This is a genomic window from Pseudoalteromonas umbrosa (assembly GCF_030125375.1).
In the GTDB taxonomy this organism is placed as follows: domain Bacteria; phylum Pseudomonadota; class Gammaproteobacteria; order Enterobacterales; family Alteromonadaceae; genus Pseudoalteromonas; species Pseudoalteromonas umbrosa.
The window spans coordinates 15070-29465 of the sequence record NZ_JASJUU010000001.1 but is presented as its reverse complement, the minus strand read 5'-3'; the positions used below and the strand labels follow the sequence as shown (position 1 = coordinate 29465).

Here is a 14396-nt window from a genome sequence, read left to right as displayed (position 1 = left end):
CATGAAAGCAATACTCTTAGCCGCGGGTTTAGGTACCCGCTTACGACCGATCACAAATACAATCCCTAAATGCCTTGTGCCAATCAACGGTGAGCCGTTACTTGGTTTATGGATCAAAAAACTTGTGGCATTAGACATTAAAGAGATATTGATAAATGTTCACTATTTTGCAGAGCAAGTCGAGCAGTTTATCTCACAATCCCCTTATCGTTCGCGAATAACCCTAGTCAGAGAACAGCAGCTGCTTGGAACTGGCGGTACACTTATATCGAACAAAGACTTTTGGAAAGATGACACTACCCTCGTCATCCATGCTGACAATTATTGCGAAGATACACTCGATGATATGCTGATAGCTCACAATCAAAGGCCTGAACCATGCGATGCTACACTTCTACTTTTTAACACAGAACAACCCAAGCAATGTGGCATAGTTGAACTTTCTAGTCATGGTGTTATCAAAGCATTTCACGAAAAAGTCGATAACCCACCAGGGAATCTAGCTAGCGGCGCTCTGTTTATTTTTTCTGAGCATGTGTATACCAAATATTGCACACACTTCACCCAAGGTCACTTTTACGAAATTAGTCTAGATATAGTACCTTTGATGGTTAACAATCTATATACATATAAAACTTCTGGTATGTATGTGGATATTGGTACACCAAGTGCATATGAAAACTTGCAATCTATCTTAAAGCACCCAAATAATGAAGATATCTGAACAGTTATTGACAACACCAAAAGAGCAAAACAATGCACTTTTTGTAGATGGCCAACATTATACTTATGAACAGCTGAAAAAAGCTGCTTGCGCAATCGCCGACCAGCTCGGTAAAGACAATGCTAAAATCGGCATCTTAAGTTATCGAAATATAGAATATTTTGCATCAGTGTTTGGCTGCATAATCACAAACCGAACCTTTATACCATTGGGTGTAAAGTTTCCGATAAAGAGACTAATATCAATTATTGAACAGAGTGGTTTAAAGCATATTATTTACTCACCATCATATGCTGATATTGTCGAACAACTGATTCAGTATCTACCACATGTAACATTTTGTGCTATCGACACAGCATTTATTGAAGCTTCTCTACAAATGACTATTGAAGTAGAAAAACTAGAAAACAATGCCCTTGCATATATCATGTTTACTTCTGGTTCAACAGGTTCGCCAAAAGGTGTACCAATTAGCTTCTCTAACTTAGCTAGCTACTCAAATTATATGACCAAGTACCTTGGTTTGACTTACCAGGATAAAGTCAGCCAAGTATTTGACCCTACTTTTGATTTAAGCATCCACGATATGTTAATCACATGGCTCAGCGGTGCTTGCTTATATGTGATACCCGAAGTTGCCATGCTTGCACCAGGTAAATTTATCAAAAAGCATGAACTGACGGTCTGGTTTAGTGTTCCTTCAACGGCCGCAATTATGGCTAAACTAGGGATGCTCAAACAAAATGCTTATCCACTTTTACGCTTTAGTTTATTTTGTGGTGAGCCGCTTCCCGTCGACTTAGCCAAACAATTTCAACTTGCTGCGCCTAATAGCAAAGTGATTAACTTATACGGACCTACTGAGGCAACTATTGCATGCTCGCAGCATGTTTTCGACTCTACCAGAGCCTATGCTCACAGTTACGTTCCAATTGGAGAGCCATTTGAACATATGACGATGGTAGCAGACGCTCAAGGAGAACTGCTAATTTCTGGAGAGCAGGTGTTCTGTGGTTATCTAAACAACAAACGCAAGACCCAAGAGTCAATCAAATGTCATCAAGAAAAAACATATTATCACACAGGTGACGTTGTTAAGCACAACGATTTAGGTGAGCTTGAATACATCTCTAGGCTAGACGATCAGGTTAAAATTCAAGGCTATAGAGTAGAGCTAGCTGAAATAGACACGGTGAGTAAAGCTCTACTGAACAACCCTTTAGTCCAGAGCATTGCTTACCCTAAAGCTATACCACAATTTATCGCTTTATTTATTTGTGGTCAGGCCGATAAAAATATTGAACAGCAATTAATAACTAGTTTAAAGTCCAAATTACCCAGTTATATGATCCCCAAAAAAGTCATATGGCTTGATACCATGCCATTGAATTCTAATGGTAAAATTGACAAACTTGTGCTGCACGCTACGTTGGAGAATATATGAGCTTAGCAACTAAAATTGAAGAGACGATTTATCAAACTCTAGCTGAAAAGCACGGAGAAGAAGCAATCGATAACATTAACAAAGACGAAAGCCTCATTACTGCCGGCCTGTTAGATTCTATGGATTTCATCACATTACTTATGAATATAGAGAACACATTTGAAATTGACATAGACTTTGAAGAGGCAGATCCAGTCTCATTCACTGCTATCAATGGCTTAGTAAAGTTACTTAGCGAAAAGCAACATGCCTAATAAAGTAAACTGGCAACAAATTTACAGCACTGAATATGTTAAAGCACCCGAGTGCTGGAAAACATGTGGTGGGTACTGTTGTAAAAACTTTTATGGTGAACATTTCAATATTCTAGACAAGAATGGAGTATCACTTCCTCTTCTAGAAAAAGAATACGAGTATTACAAATCTATTGGTGGCATTTCGAATATCACTGAGCCTCCCAAAAAGCGTACTTTTAATCTTTCTAACGGTAAATCTTTTAGTATTTACCTATTATCATGTAATTGTGCTGGTATGTGCGAACCGCATGGACACAGACCGCTTATCTGTCGAATATATCCTTACTTCCCTGTTGTTGATGCATCAGGAACTATTTTCGACTTTGAATATGCCGCACTCATGGATTTATTCTATCGAGACCCAGATGCAGACCACAAATGTACACTTGTAAGGGAACAATCTGAGCGAATAAAGCGAGAGCTTTCTATTAGCCTAAAACCGCTTCTTCGAGACCCTGAAGTGGTGTTTGTCTTTCGCTGCTTAAAAGAGCTAGTAGACAGACTAAAACAAAAAATGAACGGATACATCAATACATTAGACGAACAACAATTGAAAAAGTTTATTACTAAATATGAATGGATGATCCTCTCTGGTAAACCTTGGAAAGACAAAGCATTCTCTCAACGGATTGATGATATTTATGACGAAGTGAAAAATGCATTTGGAGGAGAAGACTTCTTATGAAAACAACCTCAGTGCAGGAAATTAAAGATACCTTAGTCGATGTTGGTATTGGTCAAGGTGATAGTGTGTTTATTCACTCTTCATTGTTTACCTTAGGAAAAATACAGAATGTTACACCGCAAGATATTCCACTTACATTCTTATCTTGCTTTACAGACGTGATTGGTGAACAGGGCAATGTATTCATGCCCTGCTTTAACTATGACTTTCCTCGGACACGACAAGCTGATTTAAATGTTCAAAAAACGGTTTTAGGCTATTGGCCAGAATGGTTTAGAAACCGTAAAGATGTTGTTCGCTCTGGGCACCCGATGTTTTCTGTATGTGGCATAGGCCCTGACGCAAAAACCATTTGCCAACCTGAACAACCAGAGTTTTTTGCATTTGGTGATAATTCAACTTTTTCGCGCTTGGTAGAGTCCGACTGTGTACTTATCCTGCAAGGAATTGGCCTAAGAGTAGCTACCGTTGTTGTTCAAATAGAAGCCATGTTAGGGCTTAAGTATCGTTTCAATAAACCTTTTATGGGCGAAGTTACTCTTACTGATGGACAAGTCATTAGAGACAATTTTTACCACTTCTGCTTTCCTCTAAACAACGCTTACAGAGAAAACTACTCTCCGCTTGAGAAAGCGTTACTTGAGCAAGGCGTTATGAAAAAAAGTGCGTTAGGTCGCTCATTTATATATGCTGTACGTATGGCTGATTTATTTAATGCTGTACAAGATATAACTCTAAATGACAAATTTGCACTTCTAAATTGCCGCCCCCACGAGCTCTATCGCTTTGAAGACGGCAAGGAAGTACCTTATTCAGCCAATAAGTACTGATTTATCTCATTATAGGCGGCAACGAGTACATCAGCTTGTCGCCACTGTTTGCCACCTGAGCGACCAGAAATAATAATATTATCTATACTGCTTTCAAGAGTAAGATAATTCTTATCGTTATTTTCCTCAAACTCCAGAGTTGGAACAGGGAAAGTATTGTGGATAACCTGCTTAATATGACTTAAACATTCAGCCTCAGGAGCAATGATTTCCATTTCTTTTAACTGCTCAACAACCATACTCAATTGAAAAGAATCAACCTCTTCGGGACGACACAATATTTCAGCGGACAAAGTATGAAAATCACTCTTGGGATTTAAATTTGGATACAAAGTAAGGCGGAAAATATCACTAAATTTATCCCAAACCCATAAGTAATGTGATTGCTGATTTAATAGGGCTTTATTCAAATTAAGATGAAACACAATTGCTGTACGCAATTCTGGTTTATTGGATACCACAGGCAATCCAAGAGCTTTAAGAGCAATGAAAGGAGGCGCGCTCCAAAACAGCAAATCACATTCAATGGCTTTTGAATCACCCTGTATGAACACTTTTTCAACTTTACGCCCACGAGTTTCTAAAGATGCGATTTTACAATTACAGCGTATTTCAACACCCGATTGTTCCACTTTTTTCTTTAGATAGTCCACCCACGACTGAATCCCCACTTGCGATGTCGGATAAAAGTAATCTGGCGTCGATGATGCATCTTTTTTCTGACGCGCTTTAAAGTGTGTCTCAGCTTGATAACCAAGTTTAGAATCGAAAACAGGCAACTCTTTAAGCATATTCGCCACATCTTCATCAAACGCCAAAATGCGGGTAAACCCAAACAACCCAGCTCCCATAGTCAACTGTGATAAATCAGTATGTCGACCGTACAATTTTTCTAAAATTGGGCGAATTATATGATGGGTAAATGTTTCACCTAACGTCTCAGTACAATAAGGCAAAATCAGGCGCTCTTGTGAAAAATTCGTGCTTTGAATCAACTCACCACACCCTTTCAAATAAACATCTTCACGTAGATTTTTACTATTTGCAAACGGAGAAGTAAGATCCCAAGAACCACCGAAATAGTTACCCGATTTAAGCTTTTTAATGACATTCCAATGCTCGGTGCGCTCAGAGTGTGCACCAAATAACATCTCATCTAATTCTTCAATACCAGTTGCATTTGGGATATGTGAGCCCATATCGTAAAATGCACCATGCTCATCCTTAACAGAACGAAACAAACCGCCGACCTCGTTACTCTGCTCGATTAACGTAACCTCATCAAAATTACGTTTCAGCAGTAAAGCAGCCATTAAACCACATATACCACCACCGACCACTACAGCTTTACTTTGCATATTTGCCTCTGAACCTAATACCTGATTTAGTTAATACTGCCTTAAAATAATCGTTTAGCTCTGATCTACGTCAGATTTATAGGCAATGATAGACCACTGCGCAGATGTGATTCTTCCTGAAAGTGTTTCTGCTTTATTCAAGGAGACAGACGTCTTCACAAAATGACCAAACAACTGTTTTATATCTAATGCAGATGCAAAAAAAAGGCCATCAATATCTTGAAAGCCCTCATGAAGCATACCCTTACTGAATTCAGGTGAAGTATTAAGCGCACTATGGTGAGCAGGGTGGCTATCTGCATAAATTTGAGAAAAGATTCGCCCCCCCGGCTTCAGTACTCTATGTACTTGTTGTAAAGCGGTTTTTATTTGTTCTCTAGGTACGCAATTCAAAGCGCTGCGATCAATCACCAAATCAAAGGAGTTTGCAGACCAAGGTAAGTTGGTAAAACAGCCAACTCGTAAATCAGCAGTTAGCTGCGACTCCTCTATACGACTCGTTGCAAAGCGCAATGCACTTGGGGAGCAATCTATACCAGCACATTGGATACCCTCAGAGGCCATAAAATATATGTTATTACCTGCACCGCAGCCAAGCTCAAGTACCTTTAAAGATTGGTTACTTTTTTTCATTTGAAAAATAAGCGAAACAATCTCACTAAATGGATACTTATTTAATTGCTGACCAGATTGATAAATGGACTCCCAACTCGCCATTACAACATCTCTAGTAAAGCGTTTTGCTCTAACTTATCGATAGCGCTCGACATCTCAGTAACGCACTTATTTTGTAGGTTAGCTATATCAATCGTGTCGTGCATCTTATCCCCATAATTAAGCAACATTCTCATATCATTAAGCTCAGTTGCTTGACGCTCTCTTTCCTTAGATACCATGCTTATAGTGGGGTATAACCCTCTGCTTCCAAGGTTAGGCTCACCATACGGACTGGTATTTTCCAATGTTGCACACTGTTCATGTGCTAAGAAAATTTTCTCAAGCTTATCAATACTGTCTATGAGCGGCTTGATACCCATGGCTTCTTTCGTATCAAAAGAGTTGTGATATTCTTTAAAGCCCGTATGAAATGCTCTGCTCACACAACATACCGGTAACTGAAAACCAGGTGAGTTATATTGCCTCTCATCTGATCCTTTCATTGGACTAAATGGAATATTACCGTGTTTATATCCATAATTATTAAGATGATATAATAGCTTATCCAAAATGCCATTATCATTTCGACTATGCTTAAATACCAGTTCCTCAGGCTCGCCTCCCATACAATTAATGACTAAACCTGAAACCATATTTTGTTTAAAATGATCTCCAAGGATATGTAAAACCGACAAGCTGCCAATAGTTTCTGGGTTTAGTATAAAGCGATACGTATAACGTCGTTGAGGCCAGTTTTTGATCCTATGGTACAGACCAAGTAGAACAAGAGGACCACTAAGTTCATTGTTTGCCATGGAGGGATGACATAAGTAAGAACTCAGCATAACCTCTTTTTTTGACTGCCCCTTTAGAACAGATTGTGCAACATCCAATGTACCATCCACAAATTCACTTTTAACTACCGCTTTATAAGTTCCAGGGGCCAGCTTTTCGCGCTCATTTTGCGAAAGACAAAATCCCCATCTTTTTTTGTAGTAGCTCGTAACGTAAGGAATTGCGTCAGGTAAATCCGGTAAGCTGTAAAGGTGCGCTTGAAGTTCATCTAATTCAATTTCCCTGTCTACAGGCTCAGAGTAATTTAATACTTCGATATTTAGCCGCTTCATGTCTGCCACAGTCTTACCATTTGGATCGACTAAATATGCATCCTCACAATGCCACTCTTGCGGTATGTGCCAATCAAACACCTTAGTGCCAGACTTAAGCGAAGTAATTTCTAATGGCATATAGCGACCAAAAATATCATAACTTTGACGCAAGCCAGGACCCGTTATAGATCTCAGGATGGGAAATAACTCATCATAAAGGTTGCTGTAAAAATTTTCAGTTTCTTGGTACTGCACGCGTTACTCCTTACCCAAGTCACATTTAGCTCGGTAGTCCTTTTTATAAGACTCTTTCATTTCAGACACATAACCTTTCCAAAGCTCATTCAACTCTTTGTAACTTTCCAACGTAAACTGCTCATCTTCATAGGTGTATAACAGCGAAAGCATAGGGCAATGGTAGTAGAGAAGCGCGCCTTTAAACATATGATGAAGATGATGAAGAACTGAGTTTCTTAAAGAATAAATGTATCGAGCTTGCCTAAGCAAATTATCAGAAGCATCTTTGCGTGTTGGTATAGGCTCTTGAGCCAAATTCAACACATGTTCGCAGATTTCTTCAAATGCCTCGACACCTAATAGACTGTCATCTACCGAATCAACATTAAACTGCTCGAAATAATCCTGCTTGAGAAATTCGACTTGTGATAACTTATCTCTATCAGTTGGTAGAGGAAGAAGCTCTTCTGCATGTACTTCATGCGCGCCATTTATTTTTGCGCCATTACCAATGTTATAAACAGCTCTGTTTGGGTAATGTGCAATCAACTTTTCTATTTGGCTATGAGCTGTCATAAATAAGTCATTAGACTCAACCTGACCACCAAAATTGGCAGGCAAATACTTGCCATCCATTTTTAAACACACTACCCCGTCTTCATTTTCATCTTCTTGATTAAGACGATAGATACTGTCTTTACTATGGTGTTCACCGGTTAATAAATTACCATTATCAATACCAAACAAGTAAATATTTTTAAAGCCAGCAAACATAGAGAAAGAAAGAGCCGCATTTGCAACTACAGGGTTGCAATATGGCATTAGTGGAATGCCTACCTGTCTTTGTGTCTGGCTAATGATCTCTAATAGAAACGTTCCAGCTTCATTACCCTTACCAGCAATTCCAGACCACTTATACCTGTCTGTATTGTCTGGATACAGTGTATTCAAACCAATTAAGTTTGTTTTTTTGTATTCTTCAGGTGGTAATATGTCACCAAATATTTTGTAATTTGAGTAGGGTCTTTCTACTAGTACATGAAAATCAACCGGAATACCTTTTTTATATAAAGACGCAATCGATGTGCCTGCAGCCATTAAAATCGCTTTATCACAATTATCTTTAATAAACTGCTCAGCTTCGTCTAGCGAAGGGCCATTACCTAAGATAAAAACAGGCGTTGATAGATCGAGCCTTTTTTCCTTTGGCTGCACTAAAATCGGTATATTTTTTTCGAGCAAATGTACTGAATGAGACAACCCTGTAATAGCATCGTTAAAGAAACCGTGTCCAAACTGGAATCTAAAGTATTGCTGCGACCACTGTTGGATCAGTTCAATAATCTCAGGAAGCGGCGTGTGTTGATAACAAAAAGAGCGTACGACTGAGAATGCACCGATATCATCAGCAAGTACTTCTAAGTCTTTAATAAATGATTCTTTGTCTGCACCGAGTTGAAAAAATAAAGAGCCACCTTGCTCGTCAACTTTTTCGATTATTTTGAACCAATCTGTACAAAACAAACTAGCAAAAAACACTTCAAAATCAGGCTCAATAAGGAAACAATAATCAAACTGTGTTTTTTCTAGAAGCAATTCAATATGATAGCCAAGACCTATTCCGAATATCATAGCTGAAGGAAAACACGCAGGTAATTCAGTAAAGTGTGCTTTATTGTGAGCCTGAATTTTACGCATAGCGCGCGTAAGTGCCCCCATGTAACGCACATGAATACGCTTATCTGCATCATTCGGTTGATAAGCAGTATAATCTGTCGCACTGAACATGGGATTTTTAATACTATGCTCTACCTGCTGCTTAACCTGCCCTATGGGATCATCACTATAAACAGGTGCAGACATATCTGCAGGCACAAAGTTACCATATCCAGTCGTAGTGACATGAATACAAAAATCTTCACGGACTTGGAAGTCACTTATGGCTTGAGCGATATCTGGAAAGTATTTCTGAAAACAAGATATGTTTAATGCAAACCTGTCGTTTGCTTTTTCTGCAAATTCAGCTTCTCGAGCTTGATGTTCGATTGAGCTAGATAACTGCTCATCTAATAATTGAATTTGCTCTTCGAGGGATTTTTGGCTCATATTAATTTGATATTGGCTTAGATGCTTTTGTATACGTTTATTTTCTTTTTATTGCCTATATGCTGCGATAACTGGCTCGTCACATCGCCTTTTTGTTGACGTAATTTATCACTTATAGCGGATATATTTTCGTAGCAGCTTTTTAAATGTTCTACTTGCTCTGTTGATAAGTCTAGATCATCACTTGAAAATATTCTCTTTAAAGTGAAGTCTACCTTAGTGAGCGCCTCCTCAGCGCTTTCTAGCTCACCAGCTTGACAGTGAGCTTCTAATTTTTTTACATGGTCATCAAGTTCCGTTAGCTCAGCCAACATTCGCATCAGCACCATTTTGATTAAGCGTCTTTTCACGTACTTCGTATGGAATAGCATCCCAAGCGGACTTAATCTCTTTTAGAAGGTTAGAAACTTCATCTACAATAGCTGGGTCATTTTGCATACTAGCATCGAGTAAGCGTTCCAACATATATGTGTACAAAGCATAAAGGTTTTCAGTTACCTCTCCACCTACTTCAAAGTCTAAACAATCTCTAAGAGCCCCGATGATTGCCGAAGATTTAGATATATGCTCAGCTTTGGCCTCTAACTGTTTTTTCTCAATAGAGACCTTAGCTAGTACCATTTTTTCAATAGCGCCTGCCATAAGCATTTGAATAACTTCATATCTATCTGCACCAGCGACTCGAGTTTTAAGTGCCTCACGCTGATAATTTTTGACTCTTGCGTTATACATAACGGCTCCTTACTTTATTATTTCTTGGTAAACCCAGGTAAATTCGCTAGTTGTGCACCTAGATAGTTTTGAGTTTGCTGCATTTGAGCAATCAAAACATCCAAGCCCGCATATTGCTTCCTTAGCCGATCTTCTAGTGACGCCATCCTAAACTCGTGGTTTATTACATCGTCTTCTAAATCTTTAATCTGGCTATTTAAGCTATCTTCTCTTTGCTTGAGCAAACCATCTGAATCTACATAGTTACCAAGTAACGATTCAAGTTCTTTAGCAACACCATTTTCACCTGCAAATGCTGTGCCAATATCATCAAAGTTAGAGTCCATTGCTTCATTTAAGCTACGCACAAGAGATGACTTTTCAAGATAACCCTCTTTATCCACACCTAAGCCGATATCGAAAATAGATTCAAACGGCCCAGCATCAGTCAAAGATTTTGACAAGGCAGTAATTAACTGGTCATCCAAACTACGCATCGAAGAGTCGCCGTTCAACGGCTCACCAATTCGAGTTCTAAAACCTATTTGCCCTATTACGGCATTATAATTTGTTATTAATTCGTCTATTAATGTATTAACAGATTCTCTATCATAATCGATGTTTAGCTTAGCTGTGTCGTATTCCAATGACGTTGCATCTTGCTCACTTAGAGCTTTCGCAGTAATAGTCATATCCTGCACCGCATCTTTGAAAGTATTTGTATCGCTGGTGACGAGCAGACCATCGACTAAAATTTTTGCGTCTTGTGCTTTATCGTCATCAGCGATCACCATGCCACCGGTCGGATTTGTTGTTGCGTCATAAGTCTCGATTGCATCTAATTCAGCAGTATCACTTGTTATGACTAAATTGTTAGTAGAACCTGTCACACTCGAGGTTAAAACTAACTTACTACCTACGTCTGTATCTCCAGTATTGATGATATTTGCTGTAACGCCAAAATTGTTTTCATCCGCATTGATAGCATCTCTAAGCTCACTCAATGTCATTCCAGCTGTTACGCTAAGGTCAAACGTGTTTGTTCCAGCTGCGAAAGAGAGCGTACCACCAGATGCACTGACAACTGCATCTGCATCTGCAAAAGCTCCATCGGTACTTACAGCTCGACTTCCTTGCGCTAGCTGCGTTACTGCTATGTCAAAATTACCGACTGAAATATCAGATGTAGGTGTTACACTAATAATATCCCCACTGCTTGGTTGGGTTATATTGGCAACACGCTTGTTGAAATTATCAATATCCGCCAATTTTTCGACGGTTTCATTAAGTTTGGAGATAGAAGACTTCACTTCGCCTATCGCAGAAAGCTCGACAGTGAGTCGTTCATCTTTCAACGCAAACTGTTGCATCTTGGGTCTATTTTCAGCATCTACAGATGCTTTAATAATACTTTCAAGATCCAAACCTGAGCCTACTCCAGCAGACGTAATAAGTGGCATTTTGCTACCTCCAACTAATAATCAAGCCGTTCTGTCGAACAACACGCCTTTACCTGATACCTTATCGGCAAATTCATCCAAAGCCTTAGCTACTTCTCGAAACTCTTCAGAAGGAATTTCTCTAATCACTTCGTCACTGCCCCTATCAATCACTCTAATGAAAGGCGGATCACCATTTTCATCAAATTCAAAAGACAGGTTAGTTGAAGTGACAGGCAAAACGTTATTGAGTCGCTCAAGATTAGCTTTAACTCCTTCAAAAATTTCAGGTTGAAGTTTCTCTTCGTCTTCCTTCTTTTCTTGAGATAGTTCAAGCTTACGTGCATCTTCGATGGCTCGTAACGTTTCGACTCCTTCTTCGGGCTTCACTCTATCAGGAGCTGGCACCATGCCGTTAACGCCAACTGTAGATTGAACGTCTTTCATAATACACCTCCAAGTAACAAGCCTAATTTATAGTATACGTCAAGTTTGTATTTTGTCCCAAACTTGACGCAACCATAACGCCAGATTAACCAAGTAGAGAGAGTGCGACCTGAGGTCTTTGGTTAGCCTGACTCAGAATTGAACTACTTGCCTGTTGAAGTATCTGCATTTTAGTCAAACTTGCAGTTTCAGTGGCAAAGTCAGTATCTTTGATACGTGAACGTGCAGCTGATAGGTTTTCAGATACATTAGACTGGTTACGAATAGTTGACTGGAATCGGTTTTGAACCGCACCTAATTCCGCACGTTTTTTATCTACTACAGCAATCAACGCGTCCATACCAGCTAAAACAGCCTGTGCATTTGCTTGTGAAGATACACTGATAGACCCAGCTTGGAATGTGTCACTAAAAGTAAAGTCGTTAGACGCACCAGAAATTGAACTAACGCCGCTCGCTAAACCTGATAAATCATTTTTTGCGATCGCACTTGCTACACCAGCAATACCTGACAAGGTAAAACCACCGTTCGCACTTACGTCATTAGCTGTACCTGATACATTTTGCATACTAAATGCTATCGTTTGAACTGCATCAGCACCTACTTGGAAGCTGGCATCATATGTACCATCCAATAGGTTTTGACCACCAAAAGTAGTATCGGCAGCAACTCGGTTTACCTCAGACGACAATGAGCGGATCTCTTCTTGGATCGCCAATCTATCTTCATCAGTATTTGAACCGTTAGAAGCTTGCTGTGCAAGTGTTCTAATTCGTTGGAACATTTGCGTTGTTTCATCAAGCGCACCTTCTGCTGTTTGCGCAAGTGAAATACCATCGTTTGCATTTCGAATACCTTGATTAAGACCATTTATCTGGCCTGTTAATCGGTTTGAAATTTGCAAACCTGCTGCATCATCTTTCGCACTATTAATACGAGTACCAGATGACAACCTTTGGAATGATACATCCAAAGAGTTTGACGAGTTATTTAATTGCCTTTGCGCATTCAAAGAACTCACATTGGTGTTTACGTATAAAGCCATAATAGCCTCCGCTTTATCAATTTTGGTCGCTAAAACGGGATACCCCTACCCTGTTTTAACGATTGCTAGAGTCCTAAAGTTATAGTTCTCTAACTCCGCTATCGACTGATAAAGCGAAAGCTTTAGCTTTATTTGCAAATAATTTAAAAAATAATTTAATTAACCTTGTAATAAACTTAATGCAGCCTGTGGTCTTTGATTCGCCTGACCCAAGATAGTTTGGCTAGCTTGTTGTAAAATCTGATTTTTTGTAAGCATAGCAGTTTCTAATGCAAAGTCCGCATCTCTAATGCGTGATTTTGCAGCCGCTAGGTTTTCAGAAATATTTGACTGATTTCGAATAGTCGATTGGAAACGGTTTTGAACAGCACCAAGCTCTGAACGCTTTTTATCTACAACCGCTATCATCGCATCCATTCCCGCCATAACAGCTTGTGCATTTGCTTGTGTAGATACACTAAGAGTGTCAGCCTGATACACATTACTAAATGTATAGTCGTTTGACGCGCCAGAAATTGCACTGACACCATCAGCCAACCCAGACAGATCGTTTCGTCCTACTGCACTTGCAATACCAGCAATACCCGACATTGTGAAACCACCATTAGCAACCATTGAGTTTGCTGTCTCACCAACATATTGCATACTAAAGCCGATTGTTTGTACTGCATCAGCACCCACTTGGAAGTTTGCTGAATATGAGCCATCAAGCAAGTTCTGCCCACCAAAAGTAGTGTCTGAAGCGACTCGGTTAACTTCCGCAGCCAATTGACGGATCTCTTCTTGTATTGCTAGACGGTCTTCATCTGTATTTGAGCCATTCGCCGCTTGTTGTGACAAAGTTCGAATACGTTGAAACATTGACGTGATTTCATCCATTGCACCTTCAGCGGTTTGCGCTAGTGAAATACCATCGTTTGCATTTCGGTTACCTTGATTCAAACCTAAAATTTGCGATTGCAAGCGGTCAGAAATTTGAAGACCAGCAGCGTCATCTGCTGCACTGTTAATACGAAGACCTGAAGATAATCTTTTAAACGATGTATCTAGTTCAACACCCGACTGCTGCAACTGTCTCTGTGCATTCAGCGAGCTTACATTAGTATTTACAAATAAAGCCATGATTCACTCTCTCTATTCAAATGCTCTGAAATCAGAGCAATTATTGCGCACAAGAGGTCAGTTCTAATCGCGAAAACATTTTTTGCGATGGGGCAATAAACTGCCACTTGCACAACTAATCAAAGTTTGAATAAGTAAAAGCAAACAATATGCCAATTTAAATTTTGTTTTTTGACCTTTTCTGGA

Annotated in this window: 15 protein-coding genes; 5 read left to right on the top strand and 10 right to left on the bottom strand. The window is 39.4% G+C overall.

Annotation, left to right across the window (positions count from 1 at the left end; all coding sequences use genetic code 11):
• Nucleotide 1: 1 nt before the first annotated feature.
• From QNM16_RS00150 to QNM16_RS00130, 5 genes are read left to right on the top strand one after another with little or no spacing between them, the layout of a single operon-like run.
• Complete coding sequence (locus QNM16_RS00150; protein ID WP_284018574.1) at nucleotides 2–724, top strand: nucleotidyltransferase family protein; 723 nt, start codon at nucleotides 2–4, stop codon at nucleotides 722–724.
• On the top strand, nucleotides 711–2168 hold the full coding sequence (locus QNM16_RS00145; RefSeq protein WP_284018573.1) for an AMP-binding protein: 1458 nt from the start codon (nucleotides 711–713) through the stop codon (nucleotides 2166–2168). Before QNM16_RS00150 ends, QNM16_RS00145 begins: the two co-directional genes overlap by 14 nt.
• Nucleotides 2165–2422, top strand: a complete 258-nt coding sequence (locus QNM16_RS00140) for a phosphopantetheine-binding protein (protein ID WP_284018572.1) — start codon at nucleotides 2165–2167, stop codon at nucleotides 2420–2422. Before QNM16_RS00145 ends, QNM16_RS00140 begins: the two co-directional genes overlap by 4 nt.
• On the top strand, nucleotides 2415–3149 hold the full coding sequence (locus QNM16_RS00135) for a hypothetical protein (protein ID WP_284018570.1): 735 nt from the start codon (nucleotides 2415–2417) through the stop codon (nucleotides 3147–3149). The genes QNM16_RS00140 and QNM16_RS00135 overlap by 8 nt, the downstream gene beginning before the upstream one ends.
• Entirely contained in the window at nucleotides 3146–3979 is an 834-nt protein-coding gene (locus QNM16_RS00130; RefSeq protein WP_284018569.1) for an AAC(3) family N-acetyltransferase, read from the top strand. The genes QNM16_RS00135 and QNM16_RS00130 overlap by 4 nt, the downstream gene beginning before the upstream one ends.
• On the opposite strand, the gene QNM16_RS00125 is transcribed toward QNM16_RS00130, so the two are convergent.
• The 10 genes from QNM16_RS00125 to QNM16_RS00080 all read right to left on the bottom strand — a co-directional run bounded on the left by QNM16_RS00125 (nucleotide 3958) and on the right by QNM16_RS00080 (nucleotide 14210).
• Complete coding sequence (locus tag QNM16_RS00125; RefSeq protein WP_284018568.1) at nucleotides 3958–5337, bottom strand: FAD-dependent oxidoreductase; 1380 nt, start codon at nucleotides 5335–5337, stop codon at nucleotides 3958–3960. The two genes, QNM16_RS00130 and QNM16_RS00125, sit on opposite strands and share 22 nt — an antisense overlap.
• A 54-nt stretch (nucleotides 5338–5391) precedes the next feature.
• Entirely contained in the window at nucleotides 5392–6054 is a 663-nt protein-coding gene (locus QNM16_RS00120; RefSeq protein ID WP_284018567.1) for a class I SAM-dependent methyltransferase, read from the bottom strand.
• A complete protein-coding gene (locus QNM16_RS00115; protein WP_284018566.1) occupies nucleotides 6054–7358 on the bottom strand; it encodes a DUF4910 domain-containing protein in 1305 nt (434 codons plus the stop codon). The genes QNM16_RS00120 and QNM16_RS00115 overlap by 1 nt, the downstream gene beginning before the upstream one ends.
• A 3-nt stretch (nucleotides 7359–7361) precedes the next feature.
• The gene (locus tag QNM16_RS00110) at nucleotides 7362–9446 is read right to left on the bottom strand and encodes a motility associated factor glycosyltransferase family protein (protein WP_284018565.1); all 2085 of its coding nucleotides are present in this window, start codon (nucleotides 9444–9446) and stop codon (nucleotides 7362–7364) included.
• A 17-nt stretch (nucleotides 9447–9463) separates the two neighbouring features.
• Entirely contained in the window at nucleotides 9464–9760 is a 297-nt protein-coding gene (locus QNM16_RS00105) for a hypothetical protein (protein ID WP_284018563.1), read from the bottom strand.
• The gene (fliS, locus tag QNM16_RS00100) at nucleotides 9750–10178 is read right to left on the bottom strand and encodes a flagellar export chaperone FliS (RefSeq protein ID WP_284018562.1); all 429 of its coding nucleotides are present in this window, start codon (nucleotides 10176–10178) and stop codon (nucleotides 9750–9752) included. Before fliS ends, QNM16_RS00105 begins: the two co-directional genes overlap by 11 nt.
• Nucleotides 10179–10195: 17 nt before the next feature.
• Nucleotides 10196–11617, bottom strand: a complete 1422-nt coding sequence (gene fliD / locus QNM16_RS00095) for a flagellar filament capping protein FliD (RefSeq protein WP_284018561.1) — start codon at nucleotides 11615–11617, stop codon at nucleotides 10196–10198.
• A gap of 21 nt (nucleotides 11618–11638) precedes the next feature.
• On the bottom strand, nucleotides 11639–12043 hold the full coding sequence (locus tag QNM16_RS00090) for a flagellar protein FlaG (protein ID WP_284018560.1): 405 nt from the start codon (nucleotides 12041–12043) through the stop codon (nucleotides 11639–11641).
• 85 nt (nucleotides 12044–12128) lie between these two features.
• Nucleotides 12129–13088, bottom strand: a complete 960-nt coding sequence (locus QNM16_RS00085; RefSeq protein WP_284018559.1) for a flagellin N-terminal helical domain-containing protein — start codon at nucleotides 13086–13088, stop codon at nucleotides 12129–12131.
• Nucleotides 13089–13247: 159 nt separating this feature from the next.
• On the bottom strand, nucleotides 13248–14210 hold the full coding sequence (locus tag QNM16_RS00080; protein WP_284018558.1) for a flagellin N-terminal helical domain-containing protein: 963 nt from the start codon (nucleotides 14208–14210) through the stop codon (nucleotides 13248–13250).
• Nucleotides 14211–14396 lie beyond the last annotated feature (186 nt).